Genomic DNA, 24,862 nt, shown 5'->3' with positions numbered 1-24,862 from the left:
TTTCCCGCTAACGGAAAAAACATGAAACTCAATGAAGGCTTTCTAGACTCGATGAAAGAGGCGTTTGCCCGCTTTCGCCACAACGACCCCGCCGCAGCCGCGGAGATCGTCAAGCGCGCCATGCGTGGCGAGCCGATGGGCGTCGAAACCGTACATGCCGACCGGCGCGACCACGCGACGACACCGCGCGTCGCCGATCTTCCGCAACCGCGACAACGCGCCCATACGACGCGCAGCGAACCGGACGTGCAGGATTGCGGGCACTTCAGCCTGCGGCGCTATGTCAACGCGGCGGGCCAGCGCAATTACAAGCTCTACGTGCCCAGTCATTACCGCGGTGATGCCCTGCCGCTCATCGTCATGCTGCACGGCTGCACGCAGGACGCCGACGATTTCGCAGCCGGCACGCAAATGAACGCCCTTGCCGAAAAGCACGGCTTTATCGTCGCTTATCCGACCCAGCCGCAAGGCGCCAACACGTCCAAATGCTGGAACTGGTTCAGACCCACGGATCAGCGGCGCGACCAGGGCGAGCCGTCGCTGATCGCCGGCATCACGCGCGAAATCATCGCGAATTACAACGTCGATCCGAAGCGCGTCTTCGTTGCGGGTCTGTCGGCCGGCGGCGCGATGGCGGCCATCGTAGCGCAGGCCTATCCGGATCTGTACGCAGCAGCGGGGGTCCATTCCGGCCTGCCGGTCGGATGCGCGCACGACTTGCCCTCCGCGCTCGCGGCGATGCGCGGCGGCAAGACCCGATCCAAAGCACAGAAAGCCGGCCGGGCGGACACGTTGGACGCACAGCCGTCGCAATGCCCGCTCATCGTCTTTCACGGCGATGCAGATGCAACCGTGCATCCTGTCAACGCCAACGCGTTGGTACACGGATTCGCCGCAGGTGAGCCGACACCCGCTCGTGCGTCGGGCGCTAACGGCGGGTCGCGCCAGCATACGGTTCGACGCATGACATCTGCAGCCGGCGTAGAGGCCGAACTGTGGATCATCCACGGCGCGCCTCATGCGTGGGCCGGGGGCTCTCGCAGCGGAAGCTATACCGATCCGTCCGGCCCCGACGCCAGTGCAGAGATGGTGCGGTTTTTTCTCGAGCACCCTCGTCGTCATTGAGCGTTAGCGCGCGGCACTGCGCTGCGGTGTTCAAAGACCACGCGCCGCCCCGCCTTCTGCCGAACTGACATTGCCTCGCCTGCGCTCAACGCGAGCATTCTTCCGGGTAGTGCCACAATAGGCTGGCATCGGTGGGCAAGCCTTTTCTGGTCTTTCCTCGTTACGGAGGCGGACGTGATCGACCTTGCGAATGCAGCGGCTGCGGCGACGCTGAAGGGAATTTCAGCATCCCGATTCTTTCGATGTCTTGCGTCGGTTGTTGCCGTCACGATGTTGGCAACAGGTCCGGTACAGGCTGAGTCCCCTTCGTTCGACTCATTCGCAGTACCCTCGGGCAGCGCGCCGCACGATGTGGCGCCGGAGCCTGACGGCGCTGTCTGGTACACCGCCCAGGCGCAAGGCGCGGTTGGGCGGCTGGACCCGCGCAGCGGCAAGATTGACAGGGTCGCACTCGGCGACGGATCCTCGCCGCACGGCGTGGTCGTCGGTCCCGATCGGGCAGCGTGGATTACCGACAGCGGCTTGAACGCGATCGTACGGGTTGATTCGAGAACGCTCGCAGTCACGCGCTACCCGTTACCGAAAGACCGACAGAACGCCAACCTCAATACGGCCGTTTTCGACAAACGCGGGCACCTGTGGTTTACCGGGCAAAGTGGAATCTATGGCGAGCTCGACCCCGCGAGCGGCAGCATGCGTGTGTTCAATGCGCCGCGCGGGCCGGGTGCGTATGGAATCTGCGTCACCCCTGACGGCGGCTTGTACTTCGCATCGCTGGCAGGCAGCTACCTCGGCCGCATTGATCCTGTGAGCGGGACAGCGCAAGTCATCGAGCCGCCGACAGCGCGACAGGGAGCTCGCCGCGTATGGTCCGACTCCAAAGGGCGCGTCTGGATCAGCGAGTGGAATGCAGGCAAGGTGGGAGTATTCGACCCGGCCAGGCATGCGTGGCGCGAATGGAAATTGCCGGGCTCCGATCCTCATGCGTATGCGATATTCGTTGACGACAAAGACATCGTCTGGCTTAGCGAATGGAGCGCCAACGCGCTGGTGCGCTTCGACCCACGAACAGAACGCTTCGACATATTTCCGCTGCCGCACCCACACGCGAACGTGCGCCAGATGATGGGCCGGCCAGGAGAAGTCTGGCTCTCCGGCTCTGGCACGGATCAGTTGCTGCGCTACCGGTCCGGCGCAGCGGTTGCGAGCAACAGGTGACGGCCGGCGATCGTTGCATCGCGAGGCCGCTCCACGAAAAAGCGTCAAGCTGAAAGGACGCAGGGCCGCTATCCGCGTACATAAGTGCTGCTGCAAGCCAGCGCTGCGAAGAAGCCCGGCAACACGCCGCGAGGCCCTGACAGCTGGTTGCCATTCACGCCGGGCGTTACGATAACTGCTTTCAAGCGACAGCCGATCCGTTCCGCCCGAGCGCCGCCCCATGGAATTGAAGCAGATTCAGTATTTCATCGCTCTCTTCGAGGAGGGCACCGTGACGCGCGCGGCCAAGCGGCTGAACATCGCGCAGCCCGCGCTCAGCATGCAGATTTCGAAGCTGGAGGGCGAAGTGCGGCAGACGCTTTTCGCGCGCGGCCCGCATGGCATGGCGCCGACCGAAGCGGCCCGGCTCATGTACCGCCTCTACACGCCCATCATGCGCGACATCGAACATGCCCGCGAGCATCTGAGCCGGCGCGATGTCATCGTCACGGGGCGCGTGTCGCTCGGAATGGTGTCGTCCGAAGCGCAAAGCGTGCTGCCCGAATCGCTCGCGCGGTTCGACGCCCTCTTTCCGCAGGTGGAGGTGTCCGTCGCGGACGGCTTCAGCGCGCAGTTGATCGACGCCGTCGAAGCGGGCCGGCTCGATGCCGCGATCATCAACAAGCCGCGCGGGCGGCTCACGCTCGACGTGGAGCCGCTGCTGGTGGAAGAAATGGTGCTGGTGACGAGCGCCACCCACGGGCCGCCTCTGCCCGAGACGATCGATCTCGTCACGCAGTCCGGTATCGAGTTTGTGCTTCCCACGCGCCGCAACGGTCTGCGCGGCGCGCTCGATGCCGCGTTGATGGCCGCCGACGTCGTCATTCAGCCGAAGTTCGAGATCGATCTGCTCAGCACCATCGTGCAGTTCGTCGAGCAGACCAGCATCGCGACAATCCTGCCGCGCGTCGTGGTGCAGGAGAAGGTAGACAAAGGTCTGCTGCAGGCGCGCACCATCGTGTCGCCGCCAATCGTTCGGCACATCATTCAGGTCACGCATCCGAAGCGGCCCCTCGGGCCGGCTTCGCAAGCGCTGATCGAGATCATCACCGAGGAGATCCGTCGCGTAACCACTGGCGCGCGGGCTTAGTGAAAAAGCCGCGCGCCGCGCCTGCTCATCGCAAACGCGGATGCGGTAGTCATGCTTCATGACGACCACATCAACTTTCCTTTGTCAGACGATGCTCGGACGCGCGCGCTTCGGCGCGCCCTCCTCTGCCTGCATGCTTCAGGAAGGATTACCCGCCGCGGCGTTGTCGAGCTTGCCGCGCGTCTCCGGAACGACGAACGCACCAATCAGGAAGATCACGCTGATCGTGCCGACGAAGATCGCGAGCGTCGACGGCAACTGGCTCGGGTCCTTCGCGACGAGCGAGACGAAGGTCGGCATCATTCCGCCAATGGCGAAGCCGATGTTCCACGAAAGACCCGTACCGGTCGCGCGGATCGCAGTCGGAAAGCGCTCGTTCAGGAAGATCAGGATCGGCGCATAACCCGCGCTGCCAAGCGCGGAAAGCAGCACCGCATATACGCCGATCATCGTGATGCTCTGCGCGCCCGGCAGCAGCAAGAAGAGCGCGGGCAGCGCGATCAACCGGATGATGCCGAGCCACACGAATGCGCTCTTGCGTCCGATGAAGGTGCTCAAATGCCCCGCCGCAACCGAGGCGACCACTACCGCCACGCTGCAGATCATCAGGATCGCCGCGGCCGCGCCATTGGGTGCGTGGCTCACGATCTTGAGGAAGGTCGGCAGATAGCCCGAGGTGAGGTAATAGCCGCTGCCGCCGCCGATGGTCAGCAGCAGGTTCACGAATAGCACGTTGCGATAATCGCGCGAAAACAGCGTGCGGATCGGCGAGCGCACCACTTCGACCTTCCCGCTTTTGAGCTGGGCAGCGGCGCGAGCGGCCTTCTCGGCGGCGAGCTTCTTCCAGAGCGGCGATTCTTCGAGACTGTTGAATACGAAGAGGCCGAGCACCGAACTCAGGATGCCGGTAAAGAACATGCAGCGCCAGCCCCACACGTCGAAGAGATCGCCGGGGAAAAGCGCCGACATCGCGAGATACGTGAGCGACGCGAGCAAGGCGCCAAAGCCCGCGCCGCCACCGCCGATCAGCCCCGACACCGCGCCGCGATACTTGGGCGCGACCGATTCCGTGCCGATGGTATGCGTGGACGCGACCACGCCGCCGACGAACACGCCCTGCACAAGCCGCAGCAGCAGGAATGCGATCGGCGCGGCAAGGCCCACCTGCGCAACCGTCGGCAGCACGCCGAAGGCCGCCGTCGAGAGGCCGACGCCCACGACCGCAATGATCATCGCCCCTTTGCGGCCATGACGGTCAGCGTAGGAGCCGAACAGCGCCGAGCCCAGCGGGCGCATCAGCAGGGTCACGGCAAAGGACGCGTAGACGGCCGCAAGCGAAAGCATCGCGTGTTGCGATGGGAAAAACAGACGCCCGACCACGGGCGCGACGTACAACAGGACGAACAGATCGAACAGGTCGAGCGCCCAACCCATGCACGAGGCCAACACCGCACCCATGACTTGCCGTTGATTGACGGCAAGCGCGGCGGCACTTTCTTGCGCTGCTACGGACATTTGCATCTCCTTGTATGTCACCGGGCCGTCTTCCGATCGTTCCGGTGTCGTAGGCACGTTTGTCTTTGACGTGCTCTTGTCGAGGTTAAAAAATCGTCAGTGCGCGGCGGCGAGCGGCGGGGGCCCGGATGCACCCGGAGCGCTATACGCGCTCGACGTGCCCGTTGCCGCGCTCGCGCGCCGCGCGGCGATCATCGCGTCGGCGATCTTCTCGGCGATCATGATGGTCGGTATGTTTGTATTGGCCGATGGCAGTCTCGGCATCAGCGACGCATCGACCACGCGGAGTCCCTTCGCACCGTGCACGCGCCCTTCTGCATCCGTGACGGCGTCGCGGTCCCGCACATCGCCCATGCGGCACGTGCCGCTCGCATGCCACACGCCGAACACGTTTGCGCGGATGAACCCGGCAAGCGCTCGATCGTCGGCAACCAGGGCGGCCACATTCAGCCCGCGCGTGAAGAAGCGCTCGAGCAGGAAACGACGCAGCGGCGCCGGCGTGTCGAGCAGCGTGCCGAGCATCGTCGTCAAAAGCGCGTTACGTTCGCTGACCTGGCTCAATGCCTTCACGCGCGGAGAAAACGCCGCTGGAAAGAAATCGCGCGAATCGCGCCCGAGCCCCGACGCCTGGACCACGCGCGTGAGCATCCGCACGCCGGCGGCGAGCCGTTGCAGATCGCGTTCGTCGTCGAGCAGATTCAGGTCGATGCGCGGCGCCGCGGCGCTATCGGCCGATACAAGTTGCACGCGGCCGCGCGAGTGCGGCCGGTTGCACCAGAGAAAGAAAAGACCGAGCCGATTGCCCAGCTCGTGCCATGCCGCGCGTGTCGCGCTCGACAGGTACAGGTCCGACTCGTCGCAGCCCGCGACGCCCGAACTCATACGGGCGGCCATCATGCTGGCGCGGCGGCGCGCGAGCGGCATGCGAAAGCGCGGTTCGAGAAAATGACAGAACGTGAGCGCCGGATGATCCTGCAGGTTGCGTCCGACGCCCGGCCGATCCACCGCACACGCGATGCCGAGCGCCTCTAGCTCACGCGCGTCGCCGACTCCCGCGCGCATCAGGAGCGCGGGCGACTGCAGCGCGCCCGCGCTCAGCACCACTTCGCCCGCCTCGAAACGCACGCGCTCGCCGCCTGGCGCGACAGCGACCACACCGCGCGCCGCCACGCCTTCCATCACGATCCGCTCGACCCGAAGCTTGGCATACACAGTGAGATTCGGGCGCTTGCGCGTGGCTTCGTCCAGATAGGCGATAGCCGTGGACACACGCTTGTCGTCGATATTGGAGAACGCGCCCGGGAAGAAGCCGTCGCCGAACTCGCCGTTCTGATCCTGCAACTGCGCGAGGCCGTTCGCCCGCAGACCCTTTGCGAACGCATGGCAGAACGGCGGCCAGTCGTTCGGCGTGATGCGGCGAATCGGCACGGGGCCGTCGCTGCCGTGTAGTTCGTCGCCCGGAAAATCGACGTCGCGTTCGAGCTTGCGAAAGTAGGGCAGCACGTCGCGCCATGCCCAGCCATCCGCGCCGTTCGCGGCCCATTCGTCGTAGTCACGCGGCAAGCCGCGATTAGCCGACTGCACGTTGATGCTCGAGCCACCGCCCATTACGCGGCCCTGCTCGTAGACGCGCGGTGCGGCATCCCTCGTGGCTTTCGCCTTGAGGTCCCGCCAGATATAAGTCTCGCCGCAGAAGACGGGCATCGGATAGCTGTCGAGAATGGCGGCCGGCACCGCGCCCGGCGGCGTATCGGCGCCTGCTTCGATCAGCGCGACGCGCAGCGAGGCCACGGCCGACAGCCGGTGCGCGAGCACGCATCCCGCCGATCCGCCGCCCACGATCACGTAATCGAAGCGTTCCATTCCCTGTCTCCTGATGTCTTGTGGCAGTGCTTATCAACTTCCGCGAAACACCGGCTTGCGCTTCCCGTGGAACGCCTCGACGCCTTCGCGGAAATCGTCCGAGGTGCGCAGCCGGCTATAGCAATGCCCTTCGAGTTCGATCGCAATGGAAAGCGGCGCGTCTTCGGAATCGTTCAGCAGCTTTTTCGCGGTGCGCTGCGCGAGCGGCGAAAACGCGCGCAGTTCGTCGACGAGTGCATTGGTGGCGTTTTCCAGTTCCGCGTCGGCCACGCACTCCACCGCGATACCCCACTCGTACGCCTGTTTGCCCGGAATGCGCCGCGAGCGCATCACGATGTCCTTGGTGCGCCCGATGCCGACCATCGCCTGAAGACGCGCCGAGCCGCCCGAGCCGGGAATCTGCCCGAGCTTCTGCTCCGGCAGCGCATAGAAAGTCGTGTCGGTGACAATGCGGAAATCGCACGCGAGCGACAACTCGAACCCCACGCCAAAGCAGAAGCCGCGATTGGCCGCGATCACCGGCTTCGAGCAACGGGCGGGCGCCGCGATATTCCAGGCGAGCTTCGAGACGTGCTCCGGCGATGCTTCCAGAAAGCCCTTGATGTCACCGCCGCTCGAAAAGTGCTCGCCCTTCGCGCGCACGACGATTACGCGCACGCGCTCGTCGTCATCCAGCGCTTCGAAGACGGTGCGCAACTGGTCGCGCGCATGCATCGAAATGACGTTGAGCGGCGGCCGGTGCAGGACGATGTCGGCGCGCTCGCGTTCGGCGTCGATCTCGACCGAGAAGCCGTCGAGGTCTTGCAGCAGCGTCTGGGCGCGATGGTTCAGATCGCTCATATCGGTTACTCCTTTGTGGTCTGTGTAGGTTGAGCGTGGCCGTCGGATGCGTATTCGCCGGCGGAAAGCTTGCGGCGCAGAATCTTGCCGACCGGCGACTTCGGAATGTCGTCGACGAACACGTAATCGCGCGGGCGCTTGAAGTTGACGAGGTCGGACTGGCGGCACCAGGCGTCGAGTGCCTCGGCATCCACGTGATCGCGGCGCTTGATGAACGCGACCACGCGCTGCCCCCAGCGCTCGTCCTTGACGCCTGCCACCGCGACTTCATCGACGGCCGGATGCAGCGAAAGTACCGACTCGATATCCACCGGCGAGATGTTTTCGCCGCCGCTGATGATCATGTCGTCGACACGGCCGGTCACATACAGGTCGCCGTCGCGGTCGAAATAGCCCGTGTCGCCGGTGAAATACCAGCCCTCGCGCAGCGACTTGCCGTTCGCGTCCGGGCGGTTCCAGTAGCCTTCGAAGGCTTCGTCGCCGAGCAGATCCGCAATGATCTGGCCTTCCTCGCCGGCCGGTGCGATGTCGTCGGGCGAGACGGCGTCGAGCCTGACGACGCGCAGCCGCGTGTTCAAACCCGCCCGCCCTGCACTGCCAGGTTTGCGCATTGCGTCCTGGTCGATGCTGACCGTGTAGACCTCCGACGAACCGTAGTGGTTGACGAAGAGTTCCGGCTGGAACGCTGCCGACAGGCGCTTGAGCAAACCATCGTTCATTGGTGCCCCCGCGAAGCCGAGCTTTCTGACCGACGACGTATCGGTGCCGGCAAACGCACTGTCCGCGAGCAGATCGTGATAAAGCGTCGGCACGAGATAGAGGCACGTAAGCCGGTACTTCGCGATGGATTCGAGCGCGAGTTTCGCGTTCCAGCGACGCACGCACACGAAAACGCCATCGACGAGCGCCATTGAAAGCAGCGAGCGCACGCCCATCGTGTGATAAAGCGGCATGACCCCGAGCGTGCGCTCGCCGCGCCGGTACAGGTTCTGCGCAACGTGCGCGAGCGCGCCCGCGCGTTCATGCCGATGGCGGCGCGGGACGCCCTTCGGCTTGCCGGTCGTGCCGGACGTGTAGAGGATCAGCGAAATGTCGTCGGCGCTGGCGTGAGTGGTGTCGGCGCTGCGCGCGCGTTCACGGTCGGCTAACAGCGAGTCGAAGCTGATCGTGCGGCCGGCAGCGTCATCCAGACCGATGCGCGGCAACTGCTGCGCGGCGGCGCTTTTCACGACGGCATCGGCGCAAACGGGTTCGTACACAATCGCCTTCACGCCCGCATCCGTCACGCAGTATTCGACTTCGTCCGGCTTCGCGCGCCAGTTGAGCGGCACGATCACGACGCCGAGGAATTGCCCCGCCCAGTGCAGCGTCGCCATTTCCCAGCGGTTTTGCAGCACGACGAGCAGGCGGTCGCCGCGCTGCAGTCCGAGTTCGCGAAGAGCATCGGCGGCATTCAGAATCATGCGATGCCACTGCGCATAGGTCAGTTGCAGTTCGCCATCGACGAGCGCGAGCGCGTCCGGACTACGCTCGACGCTTTGCAAAAATGTGCGGCCGAGGTCAAGCATGTCCGCCCTCCTTCCCGGCGCGCGCCTCGGACCGGCGACGCGCTGCGACGTCGAGCACGGCCGCGACGATCGGCGTATAGCCGGTGCAGCGGCAGATATGGCCCGACAGCATGTCGCGCACCTGCGCCTCGGTCGGATCGGGCACGCGTTGCAGATAGTCCGCGCACGACATCAGGATGCCCGCCGTGCAGAAGCCGCATTGCAACGCATGATGGCGCTGGAATGCCTGCTGCAGATCGCCGAGTGTCTGCTCGGGCGCAAGACCCTCGACTGTGCCGATGCGCCGCCCCTCGGCCTGCACCGCGAGCATCAGGCACGAGCGCGTGGCCACGCCGTCCACCTGCACGGTGCATGCACCGCACACGCCATGCTCGCAGCCCACATGCGTGCCGGTCGCTCCCAGTTCGTGGCGGATGAAATCCGACAGCAGTTCGCGCGGCTCGCAATGGCCGCTGCGTTCCCGTCCATTGAGCGTCAGCGTGATGCGCCGCTGCTCCCCTTGCCGCATGATGTTCTCCGATATGTTGCTGCTCACGTAGCCTCCTCGATCACGCGCCATCCGAGTTGCCGGACGAGATTGCGTCGATACTTCGCGCTGATGTGCGCGTCGTCCTGAGCGTTCAGTTGCCAGCTGAGGTCGTTCAGTGCGCCGCGCAGGTCGTCGCCCGTCAGACGCGGCCAGCTTTGCACCACCGGCCGGTCGGCGACGCCGCCTACCGCGATACGGATCGACTCGTCGGTCACCACCGCCGCACACGCGACAATCGCGAAGTCGCCGTGCCGCGCCGAGAACTCGGTGAACGCATAACGTTCACCGGGCTTCCTGAGCGGAAAGCGCACGGCCTCCACGAGTTCGTCCGGCTCGCGCGCGGTCATCAGCATTCCCTGAAAGAAGTCCTGCGCCGCAAGCGTGCGGCGTTTCTTTTTCGAGCGCAGCATCACGTCGCCGCCGAGCGCGGCCAGCACGAGCGGCAGTTCTGCGCTTGGGTCGGCATGCGCAATGGAGCCGCACACCGTCCCCCGATTGCGGATCTGAAAATGCGAGATATGCGGGAACGCCATCGCGAGCATCGGCACTTCGTCGCGCAGCGTGGGACGCCATTCAACGCTGCCCTGCGTCGCCGCCGCGCTCACGACAAGTTGGCCCGCTTTCTCATCCACGCGCACCGCGTCGAGTTCGGCCGTGCGCGAGATGTCGACCAGCACCCGCGGCTGCGCGAGCCGCATGTTGAGCACCGCCATCAGCGATTGACCGCCTGCCAGCACGCGCGCGTCGTCGCCGGTTTGCGCGAGCGCGTCGAGGGCGTCTTGCGCCGTCAGCGCGCGCAGATAATCGAACGGGGCGGGCTTCATTCCGGCCTCCTGAAACGGTCGAGAAGCCGAGCGATCCACGACCTGGGCGCGTCGACGGACTGGCCGGCGGCCTGCCGTCCGAGCGACTCGAACAATTGCTTCAACACGACCTTGGCCGCGCCTTCGAGCATGCGCCCACCGACTGCCGCCACCTTCCCCGACACCTGCGCCTCGTAGTCGTAAGTGAGGCGCGTGCCGGTTCCCTGCGGCGCGAGTTCGACGAGACCGTTGCCACGCGCGCTGCCGAGCGGCGAAATACCCGCGCCCGCGAGCCGCAGCCGGTGTGGCGCGTCGATCTCCGACAAGCCGATACGCGCCTCGAAACGCGCCTTTATCATGCCGACGCCTACCGTCACGTCCGCGCGATACTGGTTCGGCGCGGTCTCGTCGAGCGCATGGCAGCCGGGGATCACTTTCGCGAGCGCCTTCGGGTCGAGCAGCACGCCGAACACGGCTTCGGGCGTCGCGGGCAGATCGACCGTGCCGCGCGCCGTCAGTGCCTTGCCGCCCGGCGTCGCGGGCGTCGCCGATGGCGCTTCGCGCAGTTCGGGCCGCGACGGTTCGGGATCGTCGATGCCGATCAGCGCCATCACCCTGGGCGGCGTGAGCGGCAGGCGAATATTGTCGACGCCGAGAGCATCGGCCACCGCATTCGCGATGCACGGCGGAGTGCTCATGTTGTTGCCTTCGCCCAGCCCTTTTGCACCGAGCGGTGTGAAGGGCGACGGCGTCTCCAGATGCACGATCACCGGATCGGGCACTTCGCAGGTCGTCGGCATCAGGTAGTCGGCGAGCGTGCCGGACTGGAAGCTGCCGTCCGCGCCGTAGCGGAACTCTTCCATCAGCGCCGCGCCGACGCCTTGGGCAAAGGCGCCGCGAATCTGGCCGTCGGCGAGCGCGGGATTCAGAAGCGTGCCGGCGTCATGCGTCGTCACGTAACGGTCGATGCGCACGCGCCCCGTCACGCGGTCCACTTCGACGCCGCACATGTCGAACGCAAAGCCATACGCCGCCGACGTGTTGATGCGATCCTGCTCGTCCGGCGCGTCCATGTGCGGCGGCGACCAGAAGACGCTTTCGCGCAGGCCCGGCTCCTCGCCCTCCGGCAACAACGCGGGCGCCCAGTGCGGCGCATTGCTCGCCGCGCGCGCGAACGGCAATGCACGCTCTTCAGCACCAGACGGAAACACGCGCGCGCCTTCGAAGCGCACGTCGCCGGGCGCACAGCCGAACTGCTTCGCGAGAATACGCGCAAGCTTGTCGCGCACGCGGGTGGCGGCCAGATGCACGGTGCCGGCCACCGCGCCCGCGAATCGGCTCGAATAATTGCCCGCGGCGACGGACCACGCGTCCTTGTGCGTATCGAATTCGACATTGACGACAATGTCCCTGGGATCGAGCCCGAGCACGTCCGCGACGACTTGTGCGCACACCGTCATGTGGCCCTGGCCCGCCGGCGTCGACGCAATGGTGACGACCACGCCGCCGAGCAGATCGACGCTCACGGTGGCACTGGCAATCGCGCCGTTTTTCGGGCCGGCCTTCTTGCGGGCGTCGGGCGGCATGACGGTCGTGATGTACCCCATGTTCGATACCGAGGGCTCCACGATCGCCGCGAAGCCAATGCCATACAGACGCCCCGCCTTGCGGGCCGCATCGCGCCGCGCGACGAGCTCGTCGTAGCCGCCTTCGCTCATCGAGCGGCGCAGCGCTTCCTGATAGTTGCCGGAATCGAGCAGCGCGCCCGCCGTCGCGCGGTACGGAAAAGCATCGGCGGGAACGAAGTTGCGGCGGTACACGTCGAGCACGTCGAGATCCAGTTCGACGGCGATACGCTGAATGAGCCGCTCCAGTGCGAAGTAGACCTGCGGTCCGCCGAAGCCGCGCACGAGGCCGGTCGGCGTCTTGTTCGTCAGCACGACGCGGTTGCGCACAACGAGATTCTCAATCGCGTATGCGCCCGTCAGGCACCCGTGCATCCGGTAGAAGGTCGCGGGTTCAGGGGCGCGCACATAACCGCCGACATCTTCCAGCTGGTCATAGGAAAGCGCTACGATGCGGCCATCGGCTTGAACGGCCGCTTCGACGGTCGAAAGGCGTGCGGTCGCGGAAGTGGCCGCGCTCAGATGTTCGAGCCGGTCCTCGACCCATTTCACCGGCGCGCCGGCCTTGCGCGAAGCGAGGCACATCAGCACGACATACGGAAACACCGCCTGCTTGACGCCAAAGCTGCCGCCGGAATCGCGCGGGGCTTTATGACGCAGACGGTTCGCGGGAACGTTGAGCGCCATCGCCATGACGGCATGCAGCGAGAACGGTCCCATGAAATTGGACGTGACGTCGTAGCCTTCGTCGCCGGACAGATACTCGGCGATCACCACGCCGCATTCGATCGGCGCGCAGGTATTGCGCGGGTAGTGCGCGACGAGCTTCACGCGATGCGGCGCGGTATCGAACGCGGCTTCCGGTTCGCCATAGCGGAAATGCCGGTCGCTGATGACGTTGCTGCCGACGCGTTCGTGCAGCAACGGCGCATCGTCTTGCACGGACTGTTCGATGGAGGTGACCGGATCGAGCATCGCGTATTCGACTTTGATGAGCTCGAGCGCGTCTTCCGCCAGTGCACGGGATTCGGCCATCACCACCGCGACCGGCTCGCCGACGTAGCGCACGCGGTCCATCGCGAGCGCCCACTGCTCCATGGGCGACTTCACGCCGACGACGAACGGTCGCGACCACGGACGCAGGTCGTCACGCGTAAGCACGCCGCGCACACCGTGCAGCTTCGCAGCAGCCTCGGTGTCGATAGAAACGAGTTCCGCGTGCGCGTGCGGCGAGCGCAAAATCGCTGCGTGCAGCGTGCCGGGCTTCACGGCGATGTCGTCGCCATAGCGGCCGCGGCCCGTGAGAATCGCGGGGTCTTCGAGCCGCTGCATCGGCTGGCCCACGTGGCGCTGCGGCTGCGCGGTATCGCTGTCGGCCACGCGTGCGTTCAGATCGGCAAAACCGGTTTCGCGCTGGTTCATGGCGTCGCTCCTGCATCTTCACCGCGGCTGCCGAATTCGACGGCGAGACCGCTCCAGCGGCGCGCAATCTCGCCGTGCTCGATACCGAACAGATCCAGAATGCGTCCGACCGTGTGATCGACGACCTCGTCGATGGTCCTGGGATGCGCATAGAAGGCCGGCACCGGCGGCATCACAATGGCGCCCATCTCGGTTGCCAACGTCATGTTGCGCAGATGTGCGAGATTGAGCGGCGTCTCGCGCGCGACCAGCACGAGGCGGCGGCGCTCCTTGAGCATGACGTCGGCGGCACGGGTCAGCAGGTTGTCCGCGAAGCCGTTTGCGACACCCGCAAGCGTTTTCATGGAACACGGCGCGATCACCATGCCTTCAGAGAGGAACGAACCGCTCGCCACAGCAGCGCCGATATCGCGCACGTTGTGCACGACGTCCGCGAGGCTATCGAGGTCGCCGCGCGCGAGGCCCAGTTCCTGCGCCGCCGTCACCGCGCCCGACGCCGACACGATGAGATGCGTCTCGTGGATGCCGAGGCGCCCCAGCGCAGCGAGGAGCCGCACGCCGATGACCGCGCCGCTCGCGCCGGATATGCCCACGACGATGCGCTTTTTCCGCTCAGCCATGATCGCGGGCCAGGTAGGCGTCGAGCGCGCTGTTATCAGCGGCAACCAGGGTGGTCAGATCTGCTGTGTCCTGACCCGGAATGCGCACGCGTGTGAACACATGCGCCGGGTAGACTACCGGACGCGTCGCGTCGAGCCCCATCTTCGCGCTGACACCTTGCAGATGCGGCGGTGCGTCGGCAGGCTGGCCGACCGTTGTCGAGGGATCGAGTGTCGAGCCTTGCGCGCCCGCCACGACGACCAGATCGCGGTCGGCCTGAAAACGCGTCGCGATCGCCCACTCGATCTCCGCCGGATCGTGCACGTTCACGTCCATGTCCACGACGACCACCTGCTTGATGTCATAGTGCGCGCCGAACGCACACAGAATCACATTCTTTGCTTCGCCTTCACGCTTCTTGTCGAACTGCACCCAGAGGTGATAGCGGCACACGCCGCCCACCGACAGATGCACGTCGTTCACCGCCGGATGGCTGCGCTGAAGATGCGCGAGGAGCGTCGCTTCGCGCGGAATCGCGCCGAGCAGCAAATGCTCCATTTCGGCCGGCACAATCGTATGAAAGATCGGATTGCGCCGATGCGTCACCGCCGTCACTTCGATGACTTCGCGCGCTTCCTGCGCGCTGTAGTACTTCGGAAATTCGCCGAACGGACCTTCGGGCTCCCGAACGTTGGGCAGAATGCGCCCTTCTATGACGATCTCCGCGAACGCGGGCACATGCACGCCGCTCGTCACGCATTGCGCGACCGGCAACGGCGCGCCGTGCAGCGCGCCGGCAATTTCGAGCTCGTCGTGATTGATCGGTGTGATCGCTTGCGAAGCGAGCATCGTCAGTGGATCGACGCCAATGGCCACGGCCACGTCGAGCGCGTCGCCCGCTTCCTCGGCGCTGCGCTGGAACGCATGCAGATGGCGGGGCAGCAGCAGGATCGCCATGCGATCGCGGCCATGCACCTGGATGCGGTTGATCGACACGTTCTGCACGCCGGTGCGCGGATTGCGGGCAATCACGAGACCGGCGGTGATGTATGGGCCGTTGTCATGCTCGCTGTGCGTGGGAATGGGCAAAAGCGCGTGCAGATCGATTCCGTCCGTATGCACCACTTGCTGACACGGCGCGTCCTCGCGCGCGACGACCTTCGATTCAAGCGGCGCGGCCGCAGCTGCGGAAAAGCGTGCGAGCAAGGCGGCCTCTTCCACGCCCATTGCTTCTGCGATCCACGCCCGCTTCGACATGAAGCCGCTCACTACCGGAACCGCATGCCCGCCGGGGCGTGTGAAAAATGCCGCCTGCCTGCCGTCGAGGCGCTTCGCGACAGCGGCCAGTTCGTGTTCGAGCGCAACCGGCTTGTCGATGGTCGCGAGGCGCCCCGTCTTCGCGAGATGCGCAAGCCAGTCGCGCAGTGAGAGCGAGCCTGCGCCCGGGCTGTGGGCGGCCCACGACAATGAGGACATGCCGTGCTGTGCGGCGTCGCGAATGTTCATCAACGTCTCCATCTGTTCTGTACCTCGCCGGGTGACGCGGTAGCGAGCAATGGCCCAAGCGTAACGACATCGCGCCATAACTTCTAATACCGTTTTTTGATGCGCCGGATCACTGGCTCTTATATCGGTGTTAGCCCCGATGACAGCTTTTTGATAGATGCGTATCAATTAACTGGTTGCGCAGCGCGAACAGGTGGAGGCGCGCGGCAACAGTGCGCAGCGAGGGCGCGCGAGAACACGCAGCGCCGGCCGTGATATTGTGGGGCGCCGCTATTAGTGCCGCTGATACCAATAAAGGGCGAAATGGACCTCAGGCAAATCCAGTACTTCATCGCGCTGTTCGAGGACGGCTCGGTGACGCGGGCGGCCAAGCGCCTGAATATCGTGCAGCCGGCGCTCAGCATGCAGATAGCCAAACTCGAGGACGAATTGCATCAGCAACTCTTCGAGCGCGGCGCGCACGGCATGGCGCCGACCGCGGCGGGGCGGCTCATGTATCGCCTGTTTCTGCCGATCATGCGCGACCTCGCGCACGCCCGGCAGCAACTCGTTCAACGCGACGAAGTCGTGACGGGACACGTCAACATCGGGCTGATTGCGTCTGTCACAGAAAGCGTGCTCGCCGATTCGCTCTCTCGCTTTCATGCGCAATATCCCGACGTCGAAGTCACGATCGCCGACGGCTACAGCGCGACGTTCATCGACTGGGTGGCCGGCGGTCAGCTGGATGCGGCGATCATCAACAAGCCGCGTGCGCGTCTGTCGCTCGACTCGCGCGCATTGCTCGACGAAGAGATGGTGCTCGCGACCAGCGCCGCGCACGGCCCCGATCTGCCGCACGCGATCGAGCTCGCGCAGTTGTCGGAACTGGAACTGGTGTTGCCGACCAAGCGTCACGGCCTGCGCGGGGTGCTCGACAGCGCTGCGCAGCACGAAGACGTGCTGCTCGCGCCGCGCTTTGAAATCGACGTCCTCTCCACCATCCTCAAACTGGTCGAAAACACCCGCTTTGCGACGATCCTGCCGCGCATCGTGGTCGAGCGCGCGGCGCGGCATGGCACCTTGCGCGCCTGCCCGATACTCGCGCCGCGCATCGTGCGACATGTCGTCTGCGTGAGCCATCCGCGAAGGCCGTTGAGCGCGGCCGCCGAAGCGCTGATCGCCATCATTGGCAACGAGCTGCATCAAGCGTCGCATATTTCGGCCAACGAACCATTGGGTTCTTTCAAGGACAGCATGGCATGAAGGTTTGGCACTGGGTCGCTTCGTGCGCACAAGTGGTCGCGCGTTCGCGCCCGAGCGTGCTTGCCGGGCGTCCTGTTGGAAAACCGGCGGCTTCGTCAACGTCTTGCAACGCGTAAGCCGTGCCCGTCACGTTGGCAGCATGGTCGAGGATGAAGCCGTTGCCCGGGAGCATGGCCGAGCCGGCTGGCATTTTCCTATGCAACCCGCCAACTGCCTCTCTGGTGGAAACGCCGCGCGCCTGCCGCACGGCGGTGCGCGTCGGCGGATATGCGCTTCTATTGCGCGGCCAGCGCCGAATGCTTCATCAGGGCGGCAGCAGCTGAAGAGGACGAAGCCGGGTTTTGCCCGGTGATCAGAAGGCCGTCGGTGACGACGTACGGCGCCCAGTCGTCGGCCTTCGAATAGATGCCGCCCCGAGCCTTGAGCTCGTCTTCGACGAGAAACGGCACGACCTCGGTCAGGCCGACCGCGGCTTCTTCCGAATTCGTGAAGCCCGTGACCTTCCTGCCTTCTACCAGCGGCCTGCCGTCGGGCGTCTTGACGTGACGCAGCACGCCCGGCGCATGACATACCAGCGCGACAGGCTTGCCCGCCGCGAGAAACGACTCGATCAGCGCGATCGAATTCGCGTCTTCGGCAAGATCCCACAGCGGACCATGACCGCCAGGGTAAAACACCGTGTCGAAGTCGGCCTGCGCGACGCTGTCGAGGCGCACCGTGGTTGCGAGTTGCGCCGTGGCCGCTGCGTCCTTTTCAAAGCGATGCGTCGTCTCGGTCTGATTGGCCGGCTCGTTGCTCTTCGGGTCGAGCGGCGGCTGACCGCCTTGCGGCGAGGCCAGCACGATCTCGGCGCCCGCGTCCTTGAACGTGTAGTACGGCGCGGCCAGTTCTTCCAGCCAGAAGCCGGTCTTGCGGCCGGTGTTGCCCAACTGATCGTGCGAGGTCAAAACCATCAGTACTTTCATGTCGTTCTCCAAAGAGTGGAATCAGAACCATCGTAGACCAGTCGTCTACTGATTTTTTCGATTTCTTTGCAAGTGGCTAGCAACGACTCGAAGTGGCGGGTTCTTCGTCCGGGAAGTTCGCGCCGAAGAGTCCATGTGCTGCGGGGCGTTGCTTTTGACGGACTCACGAAGCGCCGGCCACATCATATGTTCGGATGCAGACCGCGCACGGGACTGACCGATTCGAGCAGCGACGCTACGTGAAGAATGGTCGACTCGGCCTGCCAGCTGCCGACAATCTGCACGTTGATAGGCAGGCCCTCCTTGCTGGTGCCGAATCGCATCGAAATGCCGGGCAAGCCCGTGACATTGAGCGGCACGGTTGCGCCCTGGAGATAGGTTGCATCCACTGTGCGGCCGTTGATCGTGAACGTGTCCACGCCATGCTTGTGAGCCGGGATCGGCAGCACATGGGTAATCAACGCGTCGTACTTGCGGAAATAGTCGGCGTATCCGTCCCGCAGACGCTCGGCCGCCTGTTCAGCCTCGATGTAGTCCTTCATCGAGGTGTCGGGCAGAGCAAGCATGGTCCTTGCCATCTTGTAGAGTTCGTCCTGACTGCGCCCAGTCGTCGCTTCCTCGAACGCCGGCTTCATTTCCATGACGTGCAGGCGGTTGAACACATCGAGGGCAAAGTCACGCTCCAGCGCGGGAATGCGTACGGGCTCCACCAGCATGCCCTCGCCGCTGAGCGCTTCGGCCGCCGCCTGCACCGTGGCGGCAACTTCGGGGTCCACCGGTCCGAAGCCGGGCTCGACCATCCAGCCCACCCGCAGCGGCCGATCGGGCGAGCGGCCGACTCCGGCATCGAAGGTGACGGTGCTGCTCGCAAAAGCGTCGTGGCCATCAGGACCCGACAGTTGCGAGAACGCGAGTGCGAGGTCGCGGATGCTGCGAGCCATTGGGCCCACGTGCCAGAAACGGCGCGGGGCGCGCGGCCAGATTCCTGTCATCGGCACGCGTCCGTGCGTAGCCTTGAGCGAAACGATACCTGTCTGTGCGGCAGGTCCCCGTATTGAGATGGCCAGATCGGTGCCTAGGCCGAGCGGCGACATGCCCGCTGCGATCGCCGCCGATTCGCCGCCGCTCGAGCCGCCCGGCGTGCGCTCGAGATCCCACGGATTATTCGATCGACCGCTGAGCAGGTTGTCGCTCTCGATCCAGTAGGAGAACTCCGGCAAGTTCGTTTTTGCGAGCAGGATGCCGCCGGCGTTTTTTAGCCGTGCAACGCTGGTTGCGTCGGCGCCGGGAACGCGCCCTTTGAAGATCGGCGAGCCGCGTTGGGTCGCCACTCCCGCCGTGTCGATCGAATCTTTCGCGGTGAAGGGCACGCCGTGCAACGGTCCTAACGGCTGACCCGAGAGCACCGCCGCTTCCGCCGCCCTGGCGGCTTTCAGTGCATCGTCTGCGATGGTGACAATCGCGTTCACCTTGGGATCAACGGCCTCGATGCGCTCAAGATGGGCCTGCACGACCTCGACCGGCGACACTTCACGTGTGCAGACAAGTTCAGCCAGACGGGTGGCGTCAAGGAAAAAAAGTTCAGAAGTCATGCGTTTCCTCCGGCGGTTGGGGGGACAGTGATACGGGTCGAGCGCGACAACCTACCTAACGCTCGTTAGTCAACTTGAGGCAAAAAAACGCCAGCAGTTGGCTGCGTGGCAGGAGACGTTTAACTACCTAACGTTTGTTAGGCTGACTTTAATTGGTACAATGAGCGCCGTCAACATTTTTTGTTGGGGGCTGTTTTGACAGATCAAGCCGTCGCAAGCTCGAGCGACCGCATCCTTGCTGCAGCGACAAGAATGGCGCAGGCGCATGGGTATGGCGGGTTGAACATTCGCGAGCTCGCGCAGGATGTGGGCATCAAGGCTGCCAGCATTTACCACCACTTCGCGAGCAAGGCGGACCTGGCGGCGGCGGTCGCGCGACGCTACTACGAGGATGCGGCCGCCGCTCTGGAAGCGCTCTCCGCGACATCGGGCGATCCGCTTGTCAGTTTGCATCGATATCCGGAAACGTTTCGCAAGTCGCTCGAGTGCGACAACCGCATGTGCCTGAGCAGCTTCATGGCTGCAGAATATGACGATCTGCCTGAGGTGGTCAGAAAAGAAGTGCAAGCCTTCGCGGACGTCAACGTGGCCTGGCTCAGCAAGTCGCTGGAGGCTGCGGGCGTCGTCACGGCCGAGGGCGCCCGGGAACGGGCGTGCGCAATCTACGCGGCGATAGCCGGTGCGCAACTGATGGCCCGCGGGCGGGCAGACATAGCGTTGTTCGATACTTTGATCAGCAGCTACAGGACCGTCGGATTGTTGCCGGGTTGACAGCGTTCCGCAATGTCAGCGCGAGACGCGACGCCCGGCGCCCGGCGCCTGGCAACGCGTCGATGGCAGAAGTTCTCTTCGTGGCCTCGTTGCATTCTCGCGTGCCTCGGTTCAAGGCCGACGATGCGCTCAAGCGTTCCGGGCAAACCGGGCTCTGGATGCGGCAGGATTGGAAAGGCCGTCCGCACGGCCGGGATAGTGACGAGATGCAGAGCCGCGTTCGAATAGATGGCAGATCGTCGAAAACTTATTGAGCTGGCAAAGCGAGACAGTGCGTCGTGTCTTCCTTTGCCTCACCATCTCGGGATAATTGCATCCGCCTTGTGCACCGGCGCGCGTCGCTCGGGGGCTTGCGCAGAGCGGCGGACTGCCTGAACGATCCGGGCCAGTCGCCCCGACCGTCTGCAGCGCGGCCAAAGAGTAAGTATTGTTTCTCTGGACAGCAGTCGCGCGCCAATATACAGCCCCCAATCGCCCCTCAACAAAAAGAAATACCCAGCCGTTCGCCTTGCGCTAACTATAATTTCGAAACATTGATTAGCACCACAAACAGTATGTTTTAACGAATCCTGAAGCATCTGTTCTCGGCGCATAGCGAAAAAATGTCGCCGCCAGGCTCGGGCATCTCCGGGACGTTGTGGAGCGAACCGGCGGCGTAACCTGACGCAAGTCGAGCATCCTTTCCACGGTTCATGGACCTGCTTTCCGTCGGGTGGCAAGTCAGTGTTCCCTTACCCAAGGCGCACGCAGCGAGGCGGCGAAGCGGAAACCCTTTGCCCCCAACAATCTCGCTTCACCAGATATCTTTTGTACAACGAAATAAATTGGTGCATTTGAGATCATGAATGAATAACCAGGCGATCCATTCGCCTTTCCTTAACCTATGAAAGGAGCAAACAGACAACGAGTCCATTCTTGTTAAATGAATACACCATGAAAATCGTGGAGACAGAAATGAAGACACTAGCTTTACTTGCACTGACCGCAGTGCTCGCGGTCCCTTCGGCCTGGGGCGAAACCATCGCCGCCAATGGGCCTAGCGGAGCACATTATGCAAACGGCTCCGCTGAGCCGCTGTGCACCGTAGATCCAACCACCTTCGATATCACCTGCACCGCAACCACCATTGGCGGTGTGGGCAACACCAATGCGACAGCGATCCTGTCAGCCACTTACTCAGCCACCGTGCAGTGCCGCAACCACGGCGGTCAGATCGTCGACGTAAAGACGCAGACCACGGAGGCTACTTCGTCGGGAACCTTGAGGCCATCAAGGAACGGCCAACTGGTAGTGCCGTCGCTCAGTGCGTCCGCGCCGACTACCCAGGAGCTACTGGCTTCAGCCACTTGCCCCAATGGAAACTGGACCAAGCTGCTGCTGGGCACCCCCACCCTCACAAGTTTCGTGTACACGCTCACCTTCGCGGGCTTCAACCAGCCCTATATCAGTATCGTGGGTCCCTGACTGACCTGCTGGCATGGGCTTGCGCAGGTTCGCCAATAGGCGCGGACGCTACTCGCGAAAGGCCTGCCAGACGTAAGATGGACGTGCCAGCATCGCTGGCACGTCTGTCATCAGTGGATGGCTGATACCGTCGTTCAGTGCGGTGCCCTGCCCACTTTTTTCAATCAGCGGATGCCTGGCCATGAAACATGGACGCTCACTTCAATAACCCTGCGTGGCACGTCGCATTTGTGCCGCGCCATTTCTTGCACGCCCTGGGGATGCTGCTGTTCGGTCTGCTACTTACCGGATGCGGCGGAGGCGATTCCGCACCGACCTCTGTGGCAGCCTTGCAGCAAGCCGCATCAGAACCGAACACATTGGCCGCGCGCGGCGCGCCGCCAGCAGCGGATAAACCGGCACGGTCGGCGGCGACGGACGAAGCGGCCGCACTTCCGGTAGCGCCCGCCACTTTGGCGCAACTGAGCGCACTGCCGCATCTCTCATCGCTGTCAGACCGCGAGAAGGCGGGGTTGATCCTGTTACTGCCCTCCAGGTCCGCTTCTCAACGGCTGGAACTGATCAATATGTATCCAAGCCTGGTCAGGCTGCCGGAGCAGCAGAAGGAACTGCTGCTGAACCAACTGGAAAAAATTGTCCCCGTCACGGTAAGTCAGAGTCAGTGACCTGCGTTGCAGGAAGGTCGCCTTCCGGTAAGCAGAACCAGGTCTCTCGCGTGCGCGCGTGTCGATAACAACGGCACGCAAAGAGGAGTCGTGTCCGCGTAGAACAATTAGCTCTCCGCTACGTCGATCGTCGATTCCGGCGGCGAGACACTGTCCGCGACACCCGTGTCGTCGCCCCGCGCATCGTGCGGTTCGGTCAAGGCATCGACAGCGGCGACGATCTGCTCGGCCGCCGCATAATGCACCATATGGCCTGCGCCCTGCACCATGACAAGCGAACTCTGCGGAACGGCCTGATGTAGGCGCACGGAATGCGCTTGCGGGTCGACGATTTTGTCCTCGGCACCGGCGAAGATACTGACCGGTATCGTCAGAGCGGAGTAATGGTCGCGTAGCCGCGCCGCTGCTGGAATCATTGCTGCGGCATCTCCAGCTTCTGCCTTGATCTGGCTCGGACGCAAGATCATCTCTCGCGCAATCACTTCGAAAAAGCGATCCGGCACGGGCGACGGCGCGAACATCGCGGCCACCATGCGCTTCAATAGAAGCCGTCCGGTTATCGGCGAGACGGTATACCGCAGCACGTCGCCCAACACCGGCAGCGCCGCCGGCGCAGTGAGCGCGACGTCGAGACGGACGCCCGGATAGTAATAGCCGGACAGGAGCACAAGTCCGCGCACGTAGGGCGCACCGCCGAGCGCCATGCTCAGCGCAACAGAAGCGCCCCATGAATGTCCGAGTACCACGGGTGCATCGACGCCGAGCCGCTCAAGCGCGTGGCGGATTGTGTCCGCCTGATTCTCTGCGCTCCACATGCGGCTGCGCGGCCGCTCGCTATAGCCGAAACCCGGACGGTCGAAAGCGATCACGCGGTGGCGCCCGGCCAGGCGATCGATCAACCCGCTGGCGATGAAGTCCTGCAAAAGCACCGCATTGCCGTGCAGCAGTACGACTGGGGATCCCTTGCCCTCGTCGATGTAATGAAGGCGTACTCCATCGACCTCGACGAAGCGGCCCACGGGCGGGTTATCCCGTTCGGCGCGTGAAGCACGGTGTCGTACCCACAGCGCGCCGACAGCGGCCGCCGTCGCCGCGGCGGCGACGAGCCCCACGGTTCCCGAAGACTTCGGGACATGGTTGAAGGATCGGGGCATGTAATTGCTCCTGTAGGGACCAACGGTGGAAAGAGAATATGCGGCGGTGAATATGACTGCGGGACTGCGGGACTGCGCTCGACCGATCAGACGAACGCCACACTGGCGTCGAGGCTGCGGTGCGCGTCGTCAGTCATCAAGCGGAAGAGTTCGCCCGACGACGGATTGCGCGCGGCCCGCCCGGCGCACCAGGCCCCGAATGAAACCTGAGTGCCGGGCCGCGGAGCAGACGCGGCCCGCTAGCGCCCCGTCACCCACGCCTGCTCCACGCTCGGGCGGAACTGCACTTCGAGCAATCGTCAGATCGGCTTTTTGCCCGCTTCATCAACGCGAGTGCCAGGAACGGTTCCCTCCACGCGCTCCACCTCCACTTCCGTACCACGGACTGTGTCGTTGACAGTTTCGGTGCGGCGGCTCGACTCCTTGCCCACGACAACCTCTTCGACAACCCGTGCGGTCTTTGCCACGACGGCCTGCTCCGCGGTCTCGCGAATTTCGACCGAGCCTTCCTTCAGGTCCGCAGCCGTCGCGGGCCGGTCGGCCGCTCTGCGTTCGATCGTCGCGTGTTCCTCGCGCAGCTCCACCGACTCGCTAACCGGCGTTGTCGTCACTCGTGAATACACGCGCACGCCGCCGGTATTCACTTCGCGCTTGCCGACTTCCAACGACTCTTCCACGACCGGGAAAGCCTTGCGTTCCGCGGCAATCTGCTCGTCGCTGTAGGCAGGTGCATTGCGGTCGTATCCGGCATAACCGCCGCTGCGCCATGCCGCGACGCGCGAATCGATGTCGACAGCACCCGCCGCATACAACGCTTCACGCACCCTCTCGATCGACGACTCGTCATTGACGTCAACCGAGAGCAATGCGCTGCCGCGGCGTACCGCTTCCTGATAGTGGCCCACCTCCTCGGGCCGATCGTCGTCGCCAAAGAGCCGTTTGAAAAAATGTTCGATGCGATCGACCATCCCTTCATGCTCATAACTCGAGGCGGGGCCCGATGTCCCACCGGCCGTTGTCGTGCCGACCCTCGTATCTGCGGTACCTGGTTGATCGTATTCCGCGTCGCGAGCGTGAACGGTGATGTCGGCGGACGCAATGCCTTCTGCTTCCAGGCGGCTTCTTGCGGTTTGCGCCTGCTGGAATGAATCGAAAACAGCCAACAGAGTTTGAGTCATTGCAGATCTCCAAAAGTATGAATTGAGGACTACGCACGTCCTGGTGATACGCGTGCTGCCGGCCGCGCAACCACCGTTCCCGAGA

20 protein-coding genes are annotated in these 24,862 nt (G+C 64.2%); 7 read left to right on the top strand and 13 right to left on the bottom strand.

The window, feature by feature from the left end; all coding sequences use genetic code 11:
* The first annotated feature begins 21 nt into the window (after window positions 1-21).
* From F757_RS0102430 to F757_RS0102420, 3 genes are all read left to right on the top strand, one after another.
* The gene (locus tag F757_RS0102430; RefSeq protein ID WP_027210001.1) at window positions 22-1,125 is read left to right on the top strand and encodes an extracellular catalytic domain type 1 short-chain-length polyhydroxyalkanoate depolymerase; all 1,104 of its coding nucleotides are present in this window, start codon (window positions 22-24) and stop codon (window positions 1,123-1,125) included.
* Window positions 1,126-1,395: 270 nt separating this feature from the next.
* Window positions 1,396-2,343: a virginiamycin B lyase family protein gene (locus F757_RS32860; RefSeq protein WP_035466131.1), complete on the top strand. Its 948-nt coding sequence runs from the start codon at window positions 1,396-1,398 to the stop codon at window positions 2,341-2,343.
* A gap of 220 nt (window positions 2,344-2,563) precedes the next feature.
* Window positions 2,564-3,472: a LysR family transcriptional regulator gene (locus tag F757_RS0102420; protein WP_027210000.1), complete on the top strand. Its 909-nt coding sequence runs from the start codon at window positions 2,564-2,566 to the stop codon at window positions 3,470-3,472.
* Window positions 3,473-3,610: 138 nt separating this feature from the next.
* Here the strand turns inward: F757_RS0102420 and F757_RS0102415 are convergent, their stop codons facing one another.
* From F757_RS0102415 to F757_RS0102375, 9 genes are all read right to left on the bottom strand, one after another.
* Window positions 3,611-4,987, bottom strand: a complete 1,377-nt coding sequence (locus F757_RS0102415; RefSeq protein ID WP_027209999.1) for an MFS transporter — start codon at window positions 4,985-4,987, stop codon at window positions 3,611-3,613.
* A 96-nt stretch (window positions 4,988-5,083) separates the two neighbouring features.
* On the bottom strand, window positions 5,084-6,850 hold the full coding sequence (locus tag F757_RS32855; RefSeq protein ID WP_035466130.1) for a GMC family oxidoreductase: 1,767 nt from the start codon (window positions 6,848-6,850) through the stop codon (window positions 5,084-5,086).
* Between the two features lie 33 nt (window positions 6,851-6,883).
* Window positions 6,884-7,690, bottom strand: coding sequence for an enoyl-CoA hydratase/isomerase family protein (locus tag F757_RS0102405; RefSeq protein ID WP_027209998.1), 807 nt, complete (start codon window positions 7,688-7,690; stop codon window positions 6,884-6,886).
* A gap of 5 nt (window positions 7,691-7,695) precedes the next feature.
* The gene (locus tag F757_RS0102400; RefSeq protein ID WP_027209997.1) at window positions 7,696-9,258 is read right to left on the bottom strand and encodes an AMP-binding protein; all 1,563 of its coding nucleotides are present in this window, start codon (window positions 9,256-9,258) and stop codon (window positions 7,696-7,698) included.
* Window positions 9,251-9,817, bottom strand: coding sequence for a (2Fe-2S)-binding protein (locus F757_RS0102395; protein WP_051376650.1), 567 nt, complete (start codon window positions 9,815-9,817; stop codon window positions 9,251-9,253). The genes F757_RS0102400 and F757_RS0102395 overlap by 8 nt, the downstream gene beginning before the upstream one ends.
* Window positions 9,790-10,611, bottom strand: a complete 822-nt coding sequence (locus F757_RS0102390) for an FAD binding domain-containing protein (RefSeq protein WP_027209995.1) — start codon at window positions 10,609-10,611, stop codon at window positions 9,790-9,792. The genes F757_RS0102395 and F757_RS0102390 overlap by 28 nt, the downstream gene beginning before the upstream one ends.
* Window positions 10,608-13,637, bottom strand: coding sequence for a xanthine dehydrogenase family protein molybdopterin-binding subunit (locus tag F757_RS0102385; protein WP_027209994.1), 3,030 nt, complete (start codon window positions 13,635-13,637; stop codon window positions 10,608-10,610). The genes F757_RS0102390 and F757_RS0102385 overlap by 4 nt, the downstream gene beginning before the upstream one ends.
* The gene (locus F757_RS0102380) at window positions 13,634-14,257 is read right to left on the bottom strand and encodes a UbiX family flavin prenyltransferase (protein ID WP_027209993.1); all 624 of its coding nucleotides are present in this window, start codon (window positions 14,255-14,257) and stop codon (window positions 13,634-13,636) included. Before F757_RS0102380 ends, F757_RS0102385 begins: the two co-directional genes overlap by 4 nt.
* Window positions 14,250-15,743: a UbiD family decarboxylase gene (locus F757_RS0102375; protein WP_027209992.1), complete on the bottom strand. Its 1,494-nt coding sequence runs from the start codon at window positions 15,741-15,743 to the stop codon at window positions 14,250-14,252. The genes F757_RS0102380 and F757_RS0102375 overlap by 8 nt, the downstream gene beginning before the upstream one ends.
* Window positions 15,744-16,046: 303 nt before the next feature.
* Here F757_RS0102375 and F757_RS0102370 point away from each other — a divergent pair, with 303 nt between their 5' ends.
* Window positions 16,047-16,988: a LysR family transcriptional regulator gene (locus tag F757_RS0102370; protein WP_027209991.1), complete on the top strand. Its 942-nt coding sequence runs from the start codon at window positions 16,047-16,049 to the stop codon at window positions 16,986-16,988.
* 275 nt (window positions 16,989-17,263) lie between these two features.
* Here F757_RS0102370 and F757_RS0102360 read toward each other — a convergent pair whose 3' ends face one another.
* Both F757_RS0102360 and F757_RS0102355 read right to left on the bottom strand, forming a co-directional pair.
* Window positions 17,264-17,953, bottom strand: a complete 690-nt coding sequence (locus F757_RS0102360; protein WP_027209989.1) for a type 1 glutamine amidotransferase domain-containing protein — start codon at window positions 17,951-17,953, stop codon at window positions 17,264-17,266.
* A gap of 182 nt (window positions 17,954-18,135) precedes the next feature.
* Window positions 18,136-19,545: an amidase gene (locus F757_RS0102355; protein ID WP_027209988.1), complete on the bottom strand. Its 1,410-nt coding sequence runs from the start codon at window positions 19,543-19,545 to the stop codon at window positions 18,136-18,138.
* Window positions 19,546-19,740: 195 nt separating this feature from the next.
* Between F757_RS0102355 and F757_RS0102350 the strand changes: the two genes are divergently transcribed.
* The 3 genes from F757_RS0102350 to F757_RS36405 all read left to right on the top strand — a co-directional run bounded on the left by F757_RS0102350 (window position 19,741) and on the right by F757_RS36405 (window position 22,445).
* Window positions 19,741-20,316 carry a TetR/AcrR family transcriptional regulator gene (locus tag F757_RS0102350; RefSeq protein WP_027209987.1) on the top strand — a complete coding sequence of 192 codons (576 nt, stop codon included), beginning with the start codon at window positions 19,741-19,743 and terminating at the stop codon, window positions 20,314-20,316.
* Window positions 20,317-21,249: 933 nt separating this feature from the next.
* Window positions 21,250-21,780 carry a hypothetical protein gene (locus tag F757_RS0102345; protein WP_232221335.1) on the top strand — a complete coding sequence of 177 codons (531 nt, stop codon included), beginning with the start codon at window positions 21,250-21,252 and terminating at the stop codon, window positions 21,778-21,780.
* A 188-nt stretch (window positions 21,781-21,968) separates the two neighbouring features.
* Window positions 21,969-22,445, top strand: a complete 477-nt coding sequence (locus tag F757_RS36405; protein WP_232221334.1) for a hypothetical protein — start codon at window positions 21,969-21,971, stop codon at window positions 22,443-22,445.
* A gap of 107 nt (window positions 22,446-22,552) precedes the next feature.
* Here the strand turns inward: F757_RS36405 and F757_RS0102335 are convergent, their stop codons facing one another.
* The gene (locus tag F757_RS0102335; protein ID WP_232221333.1) at window positions 22,553-23,557 is read right to left on the bottom strand and encodes an alpha/beta fold hydrolase; all 1,005 of its coding nucleotides are present in this window, start codon (window positions 23,555-23,557) and stop codon (window positions 22,553-22,555) included.
* 341 nt (window positions 23,558-23,898) lie between these two features.
* Window positions 23,899-24,777: a YsnF/AvaK domain-containing protein gene (locus tag F757_RS0102330; protein WP_027209983.1), complete on the bottom strand. Its 879-nt coding sequence runs from the start codon at window positions 24,775-24,777 to the stop codon at window positions 23,899-23,901.
* Window positions 24,778-24,862 lie beyond the last annotated feature (85 nt).

The sequence above is a fragment of the Burkholderia sp. WSM2232 genome, from assembly GCF_000472545.1.
Classification (GTDB): domain Bacteria; phylum Pseudomonadota; class Gammaproteobacteria; order Burkholderiales; family Burkholderiaceae; genus Paraburkholderia.
This window is presented reverse-complemented; position numbering and strand designations above follow the sequence as displayed.